Below are 17,767 nucleotides of genomic sequence, written 5' to 3'. Positions count from 1 at the left end.
CACCCAGCTCCGCCTAGGCTCGCTGCGCTCACCAAGGCTGCGCAACCCTCTCCCACGGCGGGGAGAGGGTTTGATGGAGGCGGCTTCAGCGCTTTTTTCCCTCTCCCCAGCGTGGGAGAGGGAGGGGCCCACGTAGTGGGAAGGTGAGGGGGTGTTGCGGCCGGAGGGCAGAGCCCCCCGGTACACTCTCTTCCTTCCGTTACTCCGCTGCCTGGCTGGTCTCGCGGCCGCGTTTGTGTTCCCACTCGTAGATGTAGTCGCGGGTCTGGGGCAGGGCGGTGATGGTCTTGGTGATCTGGATCTGGAACACCATCAGGCCCTGGTAGCGGAAGCCCATTTCGCAGCCGAGCAGGTAGGCCTCCCACATGCGGCAGAAGCGCTCGTCGTAGAGTTTGCGCACCTTCTCGCGGTTGGCCTGGAAGCGCTGCGCCCAGTTCTTCAGGGTCTCGGCGTAGTGTAGGCGCAGCACCTCGACGTCGTTGACGACCAGTTTGCAATCCTCGATCACCGGCAGCACCTCGCTCAGGGCCGGCACGTCGGTCCCTGGGAAGATGTATTTGCGGATGAAGGGGTTCACCGGGCCGCGTTCGTTCACGCGGCCGACGGAGTGCAGGACGAAGACGCCGTCTTCGTCCAACAGCTCGCTGACCTTCTGAAAGAACTCACGGTAGTTCTTCTTGCCGACATGCTCGAACATGCCCACCGAGACGATGCGGTCGTAGCGCTGTTCGTCCTCGCGGTAGTCGCGCAGGTGGAACCCAACATGGTCCGCCAGGCCCGCCTTCCGGGCGCGCTCCCGGCTGACCTTGTGCTGTTCGGTGCTGAGGGTCACGCCGGTGACCTCGCAGTCGCCGGTCCGCGCCAGATAGAGCCCCAGCCCGCCCCAGCCCGAACCGATGTCCAGCACTTTGAGGCCCGGCCGGTTGAGATAAAGCTTGGCCGCCAGGTGCAGCTTCTTGTCGGCCTGGGCCTGCTCCAGGCTCTCCCGGCCGGTGCGGAAGTAGGCACAGGAGTATTGCCGGTCGGCATCGAGGAAGAAGTCGTAAAGCCGGCCGGACAGATCGTAGTGGTGGGCGACGTTCCGCTGCGCCTTGCCGATGGGATTGTATTGCTTCAGGCGACGCGTGTTGCGGCCCAGGGCGAAGCCCAGGGTTACCAGCCAGTTGTCTTCGATGCGGTGATAGGTCCGGGCCATGGTCTCGACGAAGTGGCGCAGGTTGCCTTCCTCGATGGTGAGCGACCCGTCCATGTAGGCTTCGCCGAGATAAAGCGGTGGGTTGAAAGCAAGTGTGTATTCGAGCCGGCGAGAATGAAGGCGCATCGTGCTGCGCGGGCCCGTACCGTCGCCGTACTCATAAGTCCGTCCCGCGGCGTCAATGAGGCGCAAGTTCCCCGTCTTGACGACCGCCTGCAACAGCTTCTGAAACAGCATGGTTCAACTCCGGATGTCCATTCCTTCCGTTAGAGTTCCTTGCCCAGTCAATCTGTTTAGGCGCCTCCCCAGGCGTACCTTCGGTGCAATTGATCGCACCCTTATGAGTATCTTGGCGGGAACCTCGGGCGCGCGCAACTCCCCCAGGCGCGCGCTCCGGTTGAGGCGCTAGAGGGGTCCGGGGGCTCCCCGGAAAGCCCCCCAGAAGGCCCACGGAGGAGCCCCGAAGGACCGTGAAAACCCTGGAACCTTGCGGGCTGTCACGACGCTGCCTAGATTGAGCCTAACCATGCCAGGCCCGCCCCCGGGGCGCTTCGAAGGACGAAAAATGGCCGGATACGACTATGACCTTTTTGTGATTGGCGGCGGCTCCGGCGGGGTTCGGGGCGCGCGGATGGCCGCGGCGACGGGCGCCAGGGTGGGGATTGCCGAGTCTTACCGCTATGGCGGGACCTGCGTGATCCGCGGTTGTGTTCCCAAGAAGTTACTCTCCTATGCCAGCCACTTCCACGAGGACTTCGAGGACGCCGCCGGCTTCGGCTGGTCGCTGCCGGAGCCGAGCTTCGACTGGGCGCGTCTGATCGCCAACAAGGACAAGGAAATCGACCGGCTGGAAGGCATCTACCAGCAGCTCCTGAATGGGGCCGGGGTCGACATCCACAATGGCCACGCGCGCCTGCTCGACGCCCACCGGGTCGAGGTGGGCGAGGCGGTGTTTTCGGCCGAGACCATCCTCATCGCCACCGGCGGCAGTCCGACCTTCCCCATGGAGCCGGGCTGGGAGCACGGCATCTCCTCCAACGAGGCCTTTCACCTGGAAGACCTGCCGAAGCGGGTGGTGATCGCGGGCGGCGGCTACATCGCCGTGGAGTTCGCCGGCATTTTCAACGGCCTCGGCAGCCGGGTGACCCAGATCTACCGCGGCCCGCAGATCCTGCGCGGCTTCGACGACGACGTGCGCAACACCCTGGCCGCGGAGATGACCAAGAAGGGCATCGAGATCATCGTCGAGACCGTCATCGACCGGGTGGAGAAGCGCGAGCACGACCTGTTGCTGCATCTCTCCGACGGTTCGACCCTGGAGACCGACCTGGTGATGGCCGCCACCGGCCGCAAGCCCAACGTCGCCAACCTGGGGCTGGAGACAGCAGGGGTCGAGCTGGACGAACGCGGCGCTGTCAAGGTGGACGCCTATTCCCGCACCACGGCGGAGAACATCTATGCCGTGGGCGACGTCACCGACCGGATCGCGCTGACCCCCGTGGCGATCCAGGAGGCCATGGCCTTCGTCGACACGGTCTACCGCGGGACGCCGCGGGCCATGGACCACGCCGATGTGCCCTCTGCGGTCTTCAGCCATCCGCCGGTCTCCACCGTCGGCCTCACCGAGCTGCAGGCGCGTGAGAAACACGGTGCCCTCGACATCTACCGCTCCACCTTCCGCCCGCTGAAGCACACGCTTTCGGGCCGCGACGAGAAGACCATGATGAAGCTGATCGTCGAACGCGCCGGGCAGAAGGTGGTGGGGGTCCACATGGTGGGTTTGGATGCTCCGGAGATCGTCCAGGGCATGGCCGTCGCCATCAAGGCCGGCGCCACCAAGCAGATCTTCGACGCCACCGTCGGCATTCACCCCACCGCCGCAGAAGAGTTCGTCACCATGCGCGAGCCGGTGCCGGAGCCGGAGGCCAAGGCAGCGGAGTAGGGGGCGGGTAGCTCCCCCTCACCCAGCTCCGGCTAGGCTCGATCTGCGATCTCACCAAGCCTGCGCAACCCTCTCCCGCGCTGGGGAGAGGGATTTCTGAGGCGGCTTGAATTTGGTCCCCTCTCTCCAGCGTGGGAGAGGGAGGGGCCCGCGTGAGCCGGAGCAGGTCTTCGACGCCACCTTCGGCATCCACCCCACTGCCGCCGAAGAGTTCGTCACCATGCGCGAACCCGTCCCGGAATCGGAAGCCAAGGCGGCGGAATTTGGGGGCGGGTAGCTCCCCCTCACCCAGCTCCGGCTAGGCTCGCCCCATGGGCTCACCAAGCCTGCGCAACCCTCTCCCGCGAGGGGAGAGGGGTTTCTATTTGGGGCGCTGCGTTTGCCCTCTCCCCAGCGCCGGAGAGGAAGGGGCCCGCGTGAGCGGGAGGGTGAGGGGGGCCTCAGTCCGCCCGCTTCCAGGTGGTGCCGGCGGGGCCGTCGTCCAGCAGGATGCCCTGGGCCGTCAGCTCGTCGCGGATGCGGTCGGCCTCGGCGAAGTCCCTGGCTTTGCGCGCAGCGGCGCGCGCTTCGATCATGGCATCGATGGCCTCGACCGAAAGGCCGTCTTCGGCCTCCCCACCCTTAAACCAGGCCTCCGGGTCGTCCCACAGCAGGCCGAGCAGAACGCCACCGGCGAGCAGTGACCCGGCCAGGGCCTTGCGTTCGCTTTCATCCGTCGCCTTGTTCAAGGCGCCCGCAACCTCATGCAGTTCGGCCAAGGCCAGCGGCGTGTTGAGGTCGTCGGCGAGGGCCGTCACCAGCTTCGGCGGCGGTTCCGAGGCAGTCGCCTTCACGCCCCGCAGCGCGCCGTAGAGGCGGTCGAGCTGCGCCTTGCACTCGGCGAGTTTCTCGCGGGTGATGTCCAGCGGCGCGCGGTAGTGGCCCGACAGCAGCGCGAGGCGGATGGCCTCGCCGCGGAAGCCCTCCTCCAGCAACTGCCGCACGGTGAAGAAGTTGCCCAGGGACTTGGACATCTTCTCGCCGTTCACCACCACATAGCCGTTGTGCATCCAGACCTTGGCCATCATCGCCGTGCCGTGGGCGCAGCGGCTCTGGGCGATCTCGTTCTCGTGGTGCGGGAAGACCAGGTCGAGGCCGCCGCCGTGGATGTCGAAGGTTTCGCCCAGGTGCTCCGCCGCCATGGCCGAGCACTCGATGTGCCAGCCCGGCCGCCCGCGGCCCCAGGGGCTCTCCCAGCCCGGCTGCTGGTCGTTGCTGGGCTTCCACAGTACGAAGTCCGCCGGGTCCTTCTTGTAGGGCGCCACCTCGACCCTTGCGCCGGCGATGATCTCGTCGCGGTTATGGCCGGAGAGGCGGCCGTAGTCGGCCATGGAGGCCACTGCGAAGAGCACGTGGCCCTCGGCCTCGTAGGCGTAGCCCTTCTCGATCAGGGTCTCCATCATGACGATCATCTGGCCGATGTGCTGGGTCGCGCGGGGCTCCACCGTGGGGGAAAGTGCGCCGAGGGCCGCCATGTCGTCGTGATAGGCCTGGGCGGTGCGGCTGGTGACCTCCTCGATGGTCTCGCCGGACTGCTTGGCGGCCTCGATGATCTTGTCCTCCACGTCGGTGATGTTGCGCGCGTAGGTCACCTTGTCGGCGCCATAGACGTGGCGCAGCAGGCGGAACAGCACGTCGAAGACGACGACGGGCCGTGCGTTGCCGATGTGGGCGAAGTCGTAGACCGTGGGGCCGCAGACGTAGAAGCGGATGTGCTCGGGGTCGAGGGGCTCGAAACGCTCCTTGCGGCGCGTCAGCGTGTTGTGAAGCTGCAGGTCCATGGGGAAGTGATCCGGATCGTCAAGGGACGCGGCCCGCTTGCCGGAGCCGCATGCAAAAAGGCTGCCTCAGGCCGCGGGGGCCCGGCAGCAGCAACATCGCGCAACAGCGCCGATCTGGATCAAGATAGTCATGGCGTGCAATCTACGGCCCTCCCGGCTGGGGTCAAGGGGTCTTTAGGGTCAGGCGCTTTCCCCCGAAAGGCGGGCCAGGGCCCGCGCGCGCCCGATCAGCGGCAGCAGGGCCTTCAGCTCCGGCCCGTGGTCGAGGCCGGTGAGCGCCTGGCGCAGCGGCAGGAAGAGGGCCTTGCCCTTGTGGCCGGAGGCCTCCTTGACGGCGCCGGTCCAGGCCTGCCAGGTGGTCTCATCCCAGGGCTCCGGCGGCAGCAGCTCGGCGGCCTGGCGCGCGAAGGCGGCATCGGCGATCACCGGGGCGACCGGGCCACGGCAGATGGTCTGCCAGACCTGCGCCTCGGAAAGCCGGGTCAGGTTGGGCCGCACCGCCTCCCAGAGCGTGGCGTCGAAGCCCTCGGGCAGGCGCGCTACCGCGGCCTCGAAAGCCATGCCGTGGAGGATGCGGGCGTTCAGATGCTCCAGGTCCTTGGGGTCGAACTTCGGCGTCGCCCGGCCGAAGCGCGAGAGATCGAAACCGGCCACCAAGTCGTCCAGGCTCTGCAAAGCCTCCACCGGGTCCGGCGTGCCGAGGCGGGCGAGATAACAGGTGAGCGTCATCGCCTCCAGGCCCTGCGCGCGCAGGGCGGCGACGGAAAGCGTACCGAGGCGCTTGGAGAGGGTTTCGCCAGCGGCCCCGGCGATGAGGGAGAGATGACCGAAGGTCGGGACGGCACCGCCGAGCGCTGCGAAGAGTTGGACCTGCACTGCCGTGTTGGCGACATGGTCCTCGCCGCGCAGGATGTGGGTGATCGCCAGTTCGATGTCGTCGACCACCGAGGTCAGCGTATAGAGCGGCCGCCCGTCCTCGCGGATCAGCACCGGGTCGCTGAGGTTTTCGCCCTCGAAGGCGACGGAGCCGCGGATCAGGTCTTCCCAGGCGATGGCGCTGTGTTCGAGCTTGAAGCGCCAGTGGGGCCGGCGGCCCTCGGCCTCCAGGGCTGCTTTCTCGTCGTCGCTCAGCGCCAGGGCGGCGCGGTCGTAGATCGGCGGGCGCCCGGCGGAGAGCGCCACCTTGCGCTTGAGACCGAGTTCCTCCGGCGTCTCGTAGCAGGCATAGAGCCGGTCGGCCTGCTTCAGGCACTTCGCGGCGGCGGCGTAGCGGTCCAGGCGCTGCGACTGCACCGCCTTTTCATCCCAGGTGAGCCCAAGCCAGGCGAGATCCTCTTCGATGGCCGCGGCGTATTCGGCGGTCGAGCGCTCGCTGTCCGTATCGTCGATGCGCAGCAGAAAGCGTCCGCCCCGGGCGCGGGCATAAAGCCAGTTGACCAGGGCCTGCCGCAGGTTTCCGACGTGGATCAGGCCCGTCGGGCTGGGGGCGAAGCGCAGTTTCATGGAGGCCGCGGCCTGGCTCAGGCCGGTCCCTTGAAGGCGTTGGTGATGGGATAGCGGCGGTCGCGGCCGAAGGCGCGGCGCGTGATCTTGACCCCGGGGCAGGCCTGGCGGCGCTTGTACTCCGCCAGTTCCAGCATGCGCCAGACGCGGTTCACCGTCTCGCGGTCGTGGCCGCGCCCGACGATGGCGGCGATGCTCTCCTCGTCTTCGATGAGCGCCTTCAGGATGTCGTCCAGCACGTCGTAGGGCGGCAGGCTGTCTTCGTCCTTCTGGTCCGGCTTCAGCTCCGCCGAGGGCGGCTTGGTGATGATCCGCTCCGGGATCACCCGGCCGGCCGGCCCCATGGCGTCCGGCGGCAGCACCTGGTTGCGCCAGCGCGAGAGGGCGAAGACCAGGGTCTTGTAAACGTCCTTCAGCACGTTGTAGCCGCCGACCATGTCGCCGTAGAGGGTGGCGTAGCCCACCGAGACCTCCGACTTGTTGCCGGTGGAAAGCACCATGTAGCCCAGCTTGTTGGAGATCGCCATCAGGGTGAGGCCGCGCGAGCGGGCCTGGATGTTCTCCTCCGTGGTGTCGGCAGAGTTGGTCTCGGAGGCATAGCCGTTCAGCATGGGGGCCAGCATCTCCCCGAAGGCCTGCATGGCCGGCTCGATAGAAACCCGGTCGAGCTTGATGCCCATCAGCCCGGCGGCTTCCGCGGCATCGTCCAGGCTCTCCCGGCTGGTGTAGGGCGAGGGCATCATCACGCAGTGCACCCGCTCCGGCCCCAGGGCGTCGACGGCGATGGCCGCCGAGAGGGCGGAATCGATGCCGCCGGAAAGCCCGAGGATGACGCCGGGAAAGCGGTTCTTGTTCACATAGTCGCGCAGCCCCAGCATCAATGTGCGGTAGATCGGCTCCATGCCGGCATCGGGGCTGCCGTCGAGGCTGCTGTCCGGCGCCTCGCGCAGGCCGTTCTGGCAGATCCAGCCGCCGTTTTCGCGCTGCCAGTCGCTGACCTCCACCGCCTCGACGAAGGCCGGCAGGTGGATCGGCAGGGAGTTGTCGCTGTTGAGGGCGAAGGACGCGCCGTCGAAGACCAGCTCGTCCTGGCCGCCCACCTGGTTCACGTAGACGATCGGCAAGCCCGTCTCTGTGACCCGCTGGACCGCGAGCTGGATGCGTTCCTCGGTCTTGTTCAGCTCATAGGGCGAGCCATTGATCACGATCAGGATCTCGGCGCCGGACTCCTCCAGGCACTCGCTGACCTCGGTCGTCCACATGTCCTCGCAGATCATCACGCCCAGGCGCACGCCGCGATAGTTGACCGGGCCGGGCAGGGGCCCGGCGCCGAACACGCGCTTGTCGTCGAAGACGCCATAGTTCGGCAGGTCGTACTTGGAGCGCAGGGTGAGGATCTCGCCCTTGTCGAGGACATAGGCGGAGTTCAGCACCTTGCCGAAGAGCGGCGCCCGGGCCCCGGGCTCTTTCAGCGAGGGGCCGCCGACGATCATGCCGGGGCCGCCGTCGGCGGTGTCCCCGGCCAGTGCTTCGATGGCCGCATGGGCAGCCTCCAGGAACATCGGCTTCAGCACCAGGTCCTCGGTGGGATAGCCAGTGATGACCATCTCCGAGGCGACCACAAGGTCGGCGCCCTTGGCCGCGGCCTCGGCCCGTGCGGCGCGCAGCCGGGCCAGATTTCCCTGGATGTCGCCCATGGTGGGATTGGTCTGCGCCAGGGCGATTTTCAGACGGTCAACCATGGTCCCTTCTTACTCCCGCACCGGTGCCGCGACAAGCGCGCCCGGCGCCCTCAACCGCTCTGCTGCGCCGGGGCACAGCCGGCGGCTTCCTGGGCGGCAAGGGCCCGGATGCGCTCGACCATGGAGAACAGGCCGTTGGCCCGGTTGGGGCTGAGATGCTGGGCGAAGCCGAGTTCGCCGATGGCCTGCTTGATGTCGATGGCGAGGATCTCGGCGGGGCTGCGGCCGTCATAGATGGTGAGCAGCACGGCGATCAGCCCCTTGACGATGTGGGCATCGCTGTCGGCCTTGAAATGCAGGGTCGGCGGCGTGCCCGGCGCCACCTCGTCGACGATCCAGACCTGGCTGGTGCAGCCGCGCACCTTGGTTTCCTCGGTCTTCAGCGACTCGTCCATGGGCGGCAGCTTGCGCCCCAGGTCGATGAGATAGCGGAAGCGGTCCTCCCAGTCTTCCAGGAAGGAGAAGTTCTCGATTATTTCTTGCACGCGCGTGTCTGTCATGACTTCTCAGGTAGACGCCGATGGAAGGGTCTCAAGGCCTGCGCCGGTAGCGTGGCTTCGGGTTATCGGTGACGGGCCCTACTTTCGCAACAGGAACTCGCGGCCGACCTTCACCCGTGCTGCGCCGTCGTAGTCCACGATGTCCGCCGTCGCATAGGTCTCGGTCCACTTCACCGGCAGGTAGGACCCGGTGCCGATGACGTCGACGGGGGCCTTGGCTTCGGCCATCAGCCGGCACTTGGCTGGGCCGAAGCCGGAGGAGGCGACGATCTTCACCTTGTCGAAGCCCTCCGCGTTTAGGCATTCGCGCATGCGCCAGATGGCGGCGGCCGAGACGCCGGCCCCCACGAGGTAGCGCAGTTCGTCGTCGGTGCGGTAGCCGCGCAGCGCTTCCGGCGCGTTGCGTTCCACCACGGCGTAGGAGCCCGGCGGGTCCAACCCCTCGATGAAGCGGCCGCCCGGCGTGTCGATGCGCACCGCCAGCTTGCCGGCGCCGGCACGGCCGGGAAAACGCCGGCAGCAGGTCAGGGCATCGGTGACCTCCCGCGCGAAATAGTCGACCAGAACCGTCATCGGTTCGTCGGGGAAGGTCTCGTCGTACATCTCCGCGGCGCGCAGGGTGCTGCCGGCATAGCCGATGAAGGCATGGGGCATGGTGCCCATGCCGCCCTCCTGGCCGAAGTAGTGAGCCGTGGCGTCGGTGGCATTGCCGATGAAGCCAACGGCACCCACCTTGCGCCGCGCCCGCTCCGAGCCGACCGAGGCCGCATAGGCCATGGACTCGGCCATCTCCGCGCCGGCGCAGTGCCGCGCGTCCATGGCCAGGAAGGCGGTCTTGGGCAGGTCGGCGCACATGGTGTAGGCGTTGTAGGCGGCCACGCAGGCCGGCCCCAGCTTCTGCAGCAGCAGGGTTTCGAGATCGGCGAGCAGGGAAAGGCGTCCGGTGACGTAGAAGATCGGCTCGCCGGCGCCGACCCACTTGCCCTCCGGGTAGCGCAGGTCGAATTCAAAACTGGTGTTGCGCCGCTCGGCGATCTGTTTCAGCCATTCGATGGCCAGGCAGGGGGCGGAGACCACCGGCCGGCGCATGAAGACCGCATAGGTGACCTCGGTATCGCCGAAGCGTTCCACCGCCGTGCGGGTGCGTTTGAAGTAGACATCGGTCCAGGCGGCGATGTCCGGCTCGTCCAGTGGCCAGCGATCCATTCTCGCCGGCGATTTCGGGATCTCGGTGCGGCTGGGACCTTCTGGCATCTCCCCTTCCTTCGGGCGGTTTCCCGTGCAGGCAGACCTAGCCTAGCGCCAAGCCGCGGGCCGGCGCCAGTGCCCTGGGCCGGGGGCAGCCATGCGCTCTGCGGCGAACCGCCCGGGCGGCCACCCAAACGGCATTAGAGTCTGACCTGAAATGAGGGATTTCATTTCAAAGGTTTATCTGCGTCACTCCGACCCACATCGTCACCCTCGGACTTGTTCCGAGGGTCCATCGCACGGCCCGCTGGGGCTTCACCGGCATGGTTCCGGTCTGGCCCGCCCATGGATGCTCGGGACAAGCCCAAGCATGACAATGAGTATCGGCACCGGCCCTCAGAAGGCTGCCGCCACCTTGCCGTCCTTGCGGCCGTTGCCGTTCTGGCGCGCGATCCGTTCGTCCTTCAGAGCCTCGGAGATCAGGAAGGCCAGCTCCAGGGATTGCTTGGCGTTGAGGCGCGGGTCGCAGTGAGTGTGGTAGCGGTCGCCCAGGCGCTCGTCGCTGATGGCCTGGGCCCCGCCGATGCACTCGGTCACGTCCTGGCCGGTCATCTCGAAGTGCACGCCGCCGGCATAGCTGCCCTCTGCCCGGTGGATGGCGAAGAAGTTCTTCACCTCCGCCAGGATGTGGTCGAAGGGCCGCGTCTTGTAGCCGCTGGAGGACTTGATGGTGTTGCCGTGCATGGGATCGCAGGACCAGACCACCTGTTTGCCCTCCCGCTCCACGGCACGGATCAGGGCCGGCAGATGGTCGCCCACCTTATCGTGGCCCATGCGGGCGATGAGGGTCAGGCGCCCCGGCTCGTTGGCGGGGTTCAGAACGTCGATCAGACGCAGCAGCTCGTCCGGGTCCGAGCTGGGCCCGCACTTCATGCCGATGGGGTTATGGATGCCCCGCATGAACTCAACATGGGCCTCGTCCGGGTTGCGGGTGCGGTCGCCGATCCAGACCAGATGGGCCGAGCAGTCGTACCACTGGCCGGTCAGGCTGTCGACGCGGGTCAGGGCCTGCTCGTACCACAGCAGCAGCGCCTCGTGGCTGGTGTAGAAGTCGGTTTCGCGCATCGGCTGCACGGTTTCCGGCGCCAGCCCGCAGGCCCGCATGAAGGCCAGGGCCTCATCGATGCGCCCGGCCAGTTCCTCATAGCGCTGGGCCGTGGTGCCCTCGGAGACGAACTCCAGGTTCCACTGATGGACCTTGTGCAGGTCGGCGAAGCCGCCCTGGGCGAAGGCGCGCAGCAGGTTCAGGGTGGCGGCGGCCTGGTTGTAGGCGCGCAGCAGGCGCTCCGGATCCGGCTCGCGGGCCTCGGCCTCGAAGTCGATGCCGTTGATGATGTCGCCGCGGTAACTCGGCAGCTCGGTTTCACCCTTGGTTTCCGTGGGGGCGGAGCGCGGCTTGGCGAACTGGCCGGCCAGGCGGCCCACCTTCACGATGGGGCAGGCGGCGCCGAAGGTCAGCACGACGGCCATCTGCAGCAGCACCCGGAAGGTGTCGCGGATGTTGTTGGGGTGGAATTCGGCGAAGCTTTCCGCGCAGTCGCCCCCCTGGAGCAGAAAAGCACGGCCCTGGGCCACCTCGCCCAACTGCTGGCGCAGACGGCGGGCCTCCCCGGCAAAGACCAGGGGCGGATAGCCGGCAAGCTGCTGCTCGACGCTCTCCAGCGCGGCTTGGTCGCGGTACTCCGGCACCTGGCGGATCGGTTTGCTGCGCCAGGACTCGGGCGTCCAGGTGGTGGCCATGACGGACCCCTTTTTTACGGCTCGGTTATCTCGGATCGCCGGTTTTACGCGCCTTGACCCGCTTTTTCCACAGGAAAAGCGGCCTTTTGCCGGGCCCGGGGCGCCGTTAACCCTGGAATCGCAGGGGATCGCTGGACCAGCGGGTCCAGCGCGCTGATTTGGCTCATGGTTTCCGCAAACCTCCGGCGACCCGGGCCTTCCGGCGCTCACGCCAGGGTTCTCGACTGTCTTGCAACGTTGGGTTAGACCTTCGGCCATCGCCTGACGCGCATCGTCGTGAGGTAGGGACCGGCAAGCAGGCGAACGATCGCGGGTACAAAGTTAAGGAGGAGCGGAGATGTTCAAAACCATTCTCGTTGCGGTCGACGGTTCCGGCCACGCCAGCAAGGCGGTGCGCTGTGCCGCCGACATCGCCAAGACCTATGGCGCCACCCTCATCCTGATGGCGGTGGACGGGCACCGGCCGCTCAAGGGGCCGCTGGAAGAGCTCTCCCGCTCGGAGGATCTGAGCCGCAGCGAGGTTTTTGACCGGATCCTCTCCTCCGCCAAGGCCCTGGCTTCAGTGCCCAAGGATGTGAAGGTGGAACAGCGTGTCGGCCATGGCGATCCGGCGGACGAGATCCTGGCCGAGGCCGGGCGCAGCGGCGCCGACCTCATCGTCGTCGGCAGCCGCGGCCTGGGCGAATACGCCGAACTGCTGCTTGGCTCGGTCTCGCGCAAAGTGCTGCATCTCGCCAAGGTTCCGGTGTTGGTGGCACACGACTAGGGCGCAGGCGGCACGCGAGGATGACGCGCATAGACCCAGCGCCGAACGGCGATCCCCTTGAAACGGCCCGGCAGGCCCTGGAGCCGGGCGAACGGCTGGTCTGGGCCGACCGCCCGGACCCGCGCGCCTTTGCCCGCACCAAGCTGCCGTCCCAGATCCGCGGGGTGCTGGGTCTGGCGTTGATTGCCGTCCTCCACTGGTACGGGCTCATGCCGCCTTGGACTGGCAGCCCGCAGTCGATGCTGATCTACGGCTTTGTCGTTGCCGCGGCGCTGTTCTGCGTCCTGCTCATTACGATCCCCAGCCTTGCCAGGGTCTCGGCACGCAGCATGGTCTACGCGGTCACCGACCGGCGGGTGATGAGCCTCGGGTTCTGGCCGTTCCGGCTCAGCCGTGTCTTCACCGCGGCGCAGCTCGACAGCCCTCGGGTCATCGCCAACGAGCAGGGCTGGGGCAGCGTCCTCTTCGTCGAGCGCAAGCTGCCCTGGTGGCAGCGCAGCGCCGGCGGCAGCTATCAGATCGAGGGATTCTATGGCGTCGCCGATGCTCCGCAGGTGGCCGAAGCCATCGAGCGGGTGATCGGTGGAGGCCAGCCCGCCGATGACTGAGGGCGGCTCGGTGCGGCGCAGCGGCCCTCGGCCGCTGGGTGCGCCCGCCGATGACCAGCTTGTTGCGCAGCTACGCCCCGGCGAGAAGCTGCGTTGGGCCGGCCGGCCCGATCCCCGCACCTATGCCGCCAGCAAGGCCCAGCCGGGATTCTACGGCCTCATCATTGTCGTCCTCTGGCTGCTGTGGCTGGTGATCGCTTTGTTCGAGGAGGGGCACGCGCAGATCGGCAAGCTGGAGGTCATTGGCTACAGCTTGCCGTTCCTGTTGCCGGGGCTGGTTCTGATGCTGATCCCTCTGCGCAGCGCTCTGCACGCCCGCAGCATGGCCTATGGCATCACCGACCGTCGATTGCTGATCGTCGCGGAAAAGCCCAGGCGCGCGGTGCTTTCTTTCGCACCCAACGACATCGAAGTCATCGAACGCTTCGACTATGAAAATGGCTTGGGCAGCATCTTCTTCCACTACACCGTCGCGCACTCGCGCAAGGCCTGGCGGCACTACTTCCGCTGGGGCCGGGTCGGCTTCTTCGGTGTGGACGAGCCCGCGGCCGTGGAGGCGATGATCCGCGACCTGGCGCGCTTGAGAACCCAACGCTGACGCTCAAAAAAAGACGGACGGCGAGCCCTGAAATTCGGGGGGATGGGCCCGCCGCCCAGTTGCAGGGTCAGTTGCAGGGTAAAGGGGGTATCGGGTTAGCGGGGCCAGTCCAGGAGGTCCGAGTCCACGCCCAGATCGGCGCGGGTGAGGCCGACGTCGCGCAGCAGATAGTCGGGCATGCGGCGGATGCGGTCCCGCTCTTCCACACGCTTCTGCCAGGCGATCAGCGGTTTCACCAGCAGGAGGACTCCGCCCGTCAGCGCTTGCAGCAGCAGGCCTCGGCCCTCGGGCCAGGGCAGCGCCGGCCGCTGCAGATCGATGGGTGCCCCAGGACCTGATGCTGGCCCGGATGCGGGGATAAAGGAGGGGCTTGCGGGAACCCTCGGTGAGGCCCCGTGTGTTAGGCTCGTCATTAGGTCACCTGATCGGCTAGGGTTGGTGGTCGGGTTGACAGAACGAATCTTTTCTGACCAGAAATATTGGTGATTTGGCTCAGATCCACAAACGACGATTGATAATGGATCTCATGAGCTGACCTAATGAATGGATAAACGAGGAGTGGGCCATGGCGCCGCCGCCCCTGGCCGCCTTGCGGACCTTCGAAGTGGCCGCCCGGCACCTCAGTTTCACCCGGGCGGCGGCCGAACTTCATGTCACCCAGGGCGCCGTCAGCCAGCAGATCAAGCAGTTGGAAGCGAACCTCGGCTTTGCCTTGTTTCACCGCGGCGCCCGGGGCCTGAGGCTGACCGACAAGGGCGAGGCGCTGGCCGAGACCGCCCAGGCCGTGTTCCGCCGCCTGTTCGACAAGGTGGAGGAACTGCAGCAGCCGGAGGAGGGGGGAATCCTGACAGTCACTGCCAGTCCCTCCCTGGCGGTGAAGTGGCTGATTCCGCGGCTCGGGCGCTTTCACGAGCGCCACCCCGAGATCGACGTGCGCATCCGGCCGACCGGCGATCGCATCGATCTGGTGGCCGAGGCGGCGACCATCGATCTGGCCATCCGCTTCGGCCAGGGCCCTTTCCCCGGGCTGGTGTCGAAAGCGATCATGCACGAGACGGTCTTTGCCGTCTGCAGCCCGGACCTCTTGGCCAAGGGCCCGCCGCTGCGCCGGCCGGAGGACCTGAAACACCACACCCTCCTGCACACGGAATCGGCACGCATGGAGGTGAACTCCATGGCCACCTGGTCGGTCTGGCTGGGCATCCTGGGGGTCAAGGACGTCGATGCAGCCGCGGGACCCAGCTTTCCCAACAGCTACATGCTGATCCAGGCCGCGATTCACGGCCAGGGCGTCGCGCTCACCTGGGCGACCCTGGCGGAAGACGACCTGCGTGCGGGACGCCTGGTGCGCCTCTTCGACCGCGCCGTGGAGGGCTCCATGGCCTACTTCATGGTCTGCACCGAAGCCGCCGCCAAGAAGCCCAAGGTGATCGCTTTTTGCGACTGGCTGGCGGAGGAGGGCCGGGACCTCACCCGCGACGAGGCGGCGGGCAAGCTGGCTTCCGACTGAGCTGCTGCCTCCTTTTCCGGCACCTGTCAGGAGCCGACAGCAGAAGCACGCTCCCATGCGGTAGTGGGTCACTTTGAAAATGACCTGGGTGGACAGGCGTTGGCAACCGCTTATGGCAGATGCCATATTAGGGTATGGCCAATGGAAACGCAGTGCTCGTGTACACTAAACGCCTAGCTGGAAATCCGCGAGCTTGGGATTTGTACTATGTCGCCGAACCGGACCCTCAGAAGGCGGAGGCCATAGTTCAGCGAGCCACATCGGCGACGCCCGATAAAGAGGTTAGGGCCACGCATCCTATTCCAGAGCAGTTCGTACGGTTCCTTGGATTGAACGATGCTAGTTGGTGCCATTGGCGGCGTGCATGATGACTGGTTCCCGCAAGAAGCGCCCCCGCGACCCGAACCAGCTTGCCAAGATGATGGTGGACTTAGCTACCGGTGAAGCACAGGAGCAAGAGATCAACGAGGCGCGCAGTGAGGCCGGGAAAAAAGGCGCTAAGGCGCGCGCAAGATCATTGACGCCAGAGCAAAGGTCGGAGATTGCTAGAGCCGCAGCTCAGAGCCGATGGAAGAAGGGGAATTAACTGGCGTCCTTCTGATCTTTTTCTAAAGCTTCCAGTGCCTTACGTTCTTCGTAATCCTCAGTGAAATCTAACTCAAACTGAAGTGGTTCGTCTTCGGGGTAAACAAGGTTCATGTGCTCTACATCGCTCATTGCACGATAGATATCGTTGGCAATGGAATCTCTTCTCTGACGCACAGCTTTCTGACGAAGTTGGGGCGTGCCGCCTCGATCAACATCAAACCATAGTGTTCTTTGTTCCCCATTCTCCATGATCGAAACGCACTGTTTCGCTCGGTAGGTTGTTCCCTCTTCGTCAATGCGCATCGCTTGGCGCAATGCAGTAGATAGTTGGCGACGGAAGATTTTCCGAATGTCTTCGGGGCGTGGCGCTAATTTCCCATTGGAGATTGCCCAGTCTATAAAGTCATTCGGATTGTTCGCGTCTTCTCCAGTGGTCGTTTCCCACTCTTCCCAGGCGCGCAAAATCTGTTCGTTAAAGGTAGCCAATTAAACCTCCTATAGACCAACAGAAGCGACGTGACCCCATCCGTCACGATATTCCCAATCCTGCAAATAGCCGCGAATCCCGGTTAGATACTTCCGCAACCAGCTATAGGCTCTGTCATCACCTTCTAGATGGCGCCTGTACTGTATCTGGCCTACGACAACAGATGGGTGAATGTGGTGTCGTGCTGCAAAAGCCAATACGTCCCGTTCGGAGATAAATTTTCCCTTTCGAGCCATGAACGACGCCAGCTTGTCTTGAGGAATCAGAAATTCTGCAGCCGCCTCATCTGCACGGCGCTCCTCCTCGGGCAGCTCATCAAGATTTCTGTCGGGCTCAAATACATCAACGTGCGAATAGGTAGTCTGTTTTCCGTCTTCTCGAATAACGTGCTCGATCTCGTGCCTGATTACGAAACATAGATTATCCATGCGGTTCAATCGGGTAGAAATACCGATCACGGGCTGACCATCTAACCATGTACAGACACCATCAATCTTGGAACCATCCAACGGCTCTACGATAACAAATCTGACGCCACACTTCCAAAGTAGGTGCGGTAAATTCGGCAAATCGTCTTTGTCATTCATGTGCGCACGCAAATCGGAAAGCGTCCGGATTAATGATTCTCTTGAATAGGCCGGGCAGTCCATCGTTCTCGCGATGACGCGGACCCTGTGGAGCCAAACAAGCTGAGTTGGAGTGATCTCTTCATAGGCGGACTTCTTGGCTGCATGCCCGCAAACATCGCCTGCGCCGATGAAGGGAATTTCCTGTACGCTATTTGTATTAAAAAACCGCATCATCTGTAGGTCCAAAAGATCCGGCTCCGTATCTTCTATCCAACCCCTTCGGATCATTTCTCGAATCGGGAATGTACTTATCCAATTGGCCCTGGTCCGTACTCCGGGATCTGGTTTTTTGGCTTTGTTTAGGTCGTACAGCATCTGCAGGTTTGCAAAAAATTCACCGGGAACGTCGAAGGCGTCGCCCAAAGCCACGGCCATATCTGGCGAAATGTCGCGCTTACCGTTTAACAATGGACTCAACTGCTGAGTGCTAATTCCCAGGATGTAGGCGAGGTCTACCTGACTCCAACCGCGCGCCTCCAATTCTTCGCGAATGAACACGCTCGGATGCTCAACTGCCATAGTCGCTGCATTTGACATTAGTGGTAGTCCTCTATGGCTAATATCGTCGCCTTCTGCGGTTCGGCCTCACTATCCAAAATAAAGACAATTCGATACTTGTCATTTACTCTGATTGAACGTTGACCTTTCCGGTCTCCTTTCAGTTTTTCGTAGTGCAAGCTTTTCCAGTTCCTCAGGGTTCTGTCGTCTGTGGCCGCGCGAAGGATCGTTAGTTTCCGCCGAGCCGCTCGAATCACAGCTACTGGCAACCGGGTTGCTCCCGCGTTGTCCGTTTCGATGTGGGCCAGCGACGGGTTCGCAAACTCGATCTCCATACGTCTTTGTAATCACTGGAAAACAAGGAATCAAGTCCATTTTAACGCGATAGATTAA

At 64.7% G+C, this 17,767-nt stretch carries 16 protein-coding genes; 5 read left to right on the top strand and 11 right to left on the bottom strand.

All coding sequences use genetic code 11. The features are described 5' to 3' along the window. Positions 1-199: 199 nt before the first annotated feature. Positions 200-1,432, bottom strand: coding sequence for a cyclopropane-fatty-acyl-phospholipid synthase family protein (locus Q0996_RS14355; protein WP_299620913.1), 1,233 nt, complete (start codon positions 1,430-1,432; stop codon positions 200-202). A 328-nt stretch (positions 1,433-1,760) separates the two neighbouring features. Between Q0996_RS14355 and gor the strand changes: the two genes are divergently transcribed. Then, the gene (gene gor / locus Q0996_RS14350) at positions 1,761-3,137 is read left to right on the top strand and encodes a glutathione-disulfide reductase (protein WP_299620910.1); all 1,377 of its coding nucleotides are present in this window, start codon (positions 1,761-1,763) and stop codon (positions 3,135-3,137) included. A gap of 440 nt (positions 3,138-3,577) precedes the next feature. On the opposite strand, the gene cysS is transcribed toward gor, so the two are convergent. The 6 genes from cysS to Q0996_RS14320 form a co-directional block, all read right to left on the bottom strand. Further along, positions 3,578-4,957 carry a cysteine--tRNA ligase gene (cysS, locus tag Q0996_RS14345; protein WP_299620907.1) on the bottom strand — a complete coding sequence of 460 codons (1,380 nt, stop codon included), beginning with the start codon at positions 4,955-4,957 and terminating at the stop codon, positions 3,578-3,580. A gap of 180 nt (positions 4,958-5,137) precedes the next feature. After that, positions 5,138-6,460, bottom strand: a complete 1,323-nt coding sequence (gene gltX / locus Q0996_RS14340) for a glutamate--tRNA ligase (protein ID WP_299620904.1) — start codon at positions 6,458-6,460, stop codon at positions 5,138-5,140. Positions 6,461-6,477: 17 nt separating this feature from the next. Further along, the gene (locus tag Q0996_RS14335; protein WP_299620901.1) at positions 6,478-8,202 is read right to left on the bottom strand and encodes an NAD+ synthase; all 1,725 of its coding nucleotides are present in this window, start codon (positions 8,200-8,202) and stop codon (positions 6,478-6,480) included. 50 nt (positions 8,203-8,252) lie between these two features. Beyond that, positions 8,253-8,702, bottom strand: a complete 450-nt coding sequence (locus Q0996_RS14330) for a SufE family protein (RefSeq protein WP_299620898.1) — start codon at positions 8,700-8,702, stop codon at positions 8,253-8,255. Between the two features lie 78 nt (positions 8,703-8,780). Next, complete coding sequence (locus Q0996_RS14325; protein ID WP_322096717.1) at positions 8,781-9,908, bottom strand: nicotinate phosphoribosyltransferase; 1,128 nt, start codon at positions 9,906-9,908, stop codon at positions 8,781-8,783. A gap of 378 nt (positions 9,909-10,286) precedes the next feature. Continuing rightward, the gene (locus Q0996_RS14320; protein ID WP_299620892.1) at positions 10,287-11,690 is read right to left on the bottom strand and encodes a class II 3-deoxy-7-phosphoheptulonate synthase; all 1,404 of its coding nucleotides are present in this window, start codon (positions 11,688-11,690) and stop codon (positions 10,287-10,289) included. Positions 11,691-12,027: 337 nt separating this feature from the next. Here Q0996_RS14320 and Q0996_RS14315 point away from each other — a divergent pair, with 337 nt between their 5' ends. The 3 genes from Q0996_RS14315 to Q0996_RS14305 are packed head-to-tail and all read left to right on the top strand — an operon-like array spanning position 12,028 to position 13,662. Next, positions 12,028-12,456, top strand: a complete 429-nt coding sequence (locus Q0996_RS14315; protein WP_299620889.1) for a universal stress protein — start codon at positions 12,028-12,030, stop codon at positions 12,454-12,456. Between the two features lie 20 nt (positions 12,457-12,476). Beyond that, positions 12,477-13,064, top strand: a complete 588-nt coding sequence (locus tag Q0996_RS14310; protein WP_299620886.1) for a hypothetical protein — start codon at positions 12,477-12,479, stop codon at positions 13,062-13,064. Further along, complete coding sequence (locus Q0996_RS14305) at positions 13,057-13,662, top strand: hypothetical protein (protein ID WP_299620883.1); 606 nt, start codon at positions 13,057-13,059, stop codon at positions 13,660-13,662. Before Q0996_RS14310 ends, Q0996_RS14305 begins: the two co-directional genes overlap by 8 nt. A 95-nt stretch (positions 13,663-13,757) precedes the next feature. Here Q0996_RS14305 and Q0996_RS14300 read toward each other — a convergent pair whose 3' ends face one another. Then, a complete protein-coding gene (locus Q0996_RS14300) occupies positions 13,758-13,898 on the bottom strand; it encodes a DUF1127 domain-containing protein (protein WP_299620880.1) in 141 nt (46 codons plus the stop codon). 329 nt (positions 13,899-14,227) lie between these two features. Here Q0996_RS14300 and gcvA point away from each other — a divergent pair, with 329 nt between their 5' ends. Then, positions 14,228-15,172, top strand: coding sequence for a transcriptional regulator GcvA (gene gcvA, locus Q0996_RS14295; RefSeq protein ID WP_299620877.1), 945 nt, complete (start codon positions 14,228-14,230; stop codon positions 15,170-15,172). Positions 15,173-15,754: 582 nt separating this feature from the next. On the opposite strand, the gene Q0996_RS14290 is transcribed toward gcvA, so the two are convergent. Genes Q0996_RS14290 through Q0996_RS25490 form a run of 3 tightly spaced genes read right to left on the bottom strand, consistent with a single transcriptional unit; the run spans position 15,755 to position 17,709 of the window. Next, on the bottom strand, positions 15,755-16,246 hold the full coding sequence (locus Q0996_RS14290) for a hypothetical protein (protein WP_299620874.1): 492 nt from the start codon (positions 16,244-16,246) through the stop codon (positions 15,755-15,757). Positions 16,247-16,255: 9 nt separating this feature from the next. Continuing rightward, the gene (locus Q0996_RS14285; RefSeq protein WP_299620871.1) at positions 16,256-17,413 is read right to left on the bottom strand and encodes a HigA family addiction module antitoxin; all 1,158 of its coding nucleotides are present in this window, start codon (positions 17,411-17,413) and stop codon (positions 16,256-16,258) included. Then, entirely contained in the window at positions 17,413-17,709 is a 297-nt protein-coding gene (locus tag Q0996_RS25490; RefSeq protein WP_322096715.1) for a type II toxin-antitoxin system RelE/ParE family toxin, read from the bottom strand. Before Q0996_RS25490 ends, Q0996_RS14285 begins: the two co-directional genes overlap by 1 nt. Positions 17,710-17,767 lie beyond the last annotated feature (58 nt).

Origin of the sequence: Pelagibius sp., assembly GCF_028289705.1 — a bacterium.
In the GTDB taxonomy this organism is placed as follows: Bacteria; Pseudomonadota; Alphaproteobacteria; order Kiloniellales; family Kiloniellaceae; genus Pelagibius.
Note: the sequence above shows the minus strand (reverse complement) of the source record. Positions and strands in the feature narration are given on the sequence as shown.

Coding starts and splice junctions, on each gene's coding strand:
- Q0996_RS14355 (WP_299620913.1), bottom strand. CDS start 1,432: ATGCTGTTTCAGAAGCTGTTGCAGGCGGTCGTCAAGACGGGGAACTTG.
- gor (WP_299620910.1), top strand. CDS start 1,761: ATGGCCGGATACGACTATGACCTTTTTGTGATTGGCGGCGGCTCCGGC.
- cysS (WP_299620907.1), bottom strand. CDS start 4,957: ATGGACCTGCAGCTTCACAACACGCTGACGCGCCGCAAGGAGCGTTTC.
- gltX (WP_299620904.1), bottom strand. CDS start 6,460: ATGAAACTGCGCTTCGCCCCCAGCCCGACGGGCCTGATCCACGTCGGA.
- Q0996_RS14335 (WP_299620901.1), bottom strand. CDS start 8,202: ATGGTTGACCGTCTGAAAATCGCCCTGGCGCAGACCAATCCCACCATG.
- Q0996_RS14330 (WP_299620898.1), bottom strand. CDS start 8,702: ATGACAGACACGCGCGTGCAAGAAATAATCGAGAACTTCTCCTTCCTG.
- Q0996_RS14325 (WP_322096717.1), bottom strand. CDS start 9,908: ATGGATCGCTGGCCACTGGACGAGCCGGACATCGCCGCCTGGACCGAT.
- Q0996_RS14320 (WP_299620892.1), bottom strand. CDS start 11,690: ATGGCCACCACCTGGACGCCCGAGTCCTGGCGCAGCAAACCGATCCGC.
- Q0996_RS14315 (WP_299620889.1), top strand. CDS start 12,028: ATGTTCAAAACCATTCTCGTTGCGGTCGACGGTTCCGGCCACGCCAGC.
- Q0996_RS14310 (WP_299620886.1), top strand. CDS start 12,477: ATGACGCGCATAGACCCAGCGCCGAACGGCGATCCCCTTGAAACGGCC.
- Q0996_RS14305 (WP_299620883.1), top strand. CDS start 13,057: ATGACTGAGGGCGGCTCGGTGCGGCGCAGCGGCCCTCGGCCGCTGGGT.
- gcvA (WP_299620877.1), top strand. CDS start 14,228: ATGGCGCCGCCGCCCCTGGCCGCCTTGCGGACCTTCGAAGTGGCCGCC.
- Q0996_RS14285 (WP_299620871.1), bottom strand. CDS start 17,413: ATGTCAAATGCAGCGACTATGGCAGTTGAGCATCCGAGCGTGTTCATT.
- Q0996_RS25490 (WP_322096715.1), bottom strand. CDS start 17,709: ATGGAGATCGAGTTTGCGAACCCGTCGCTGGCCCACATCGAAACGGAC.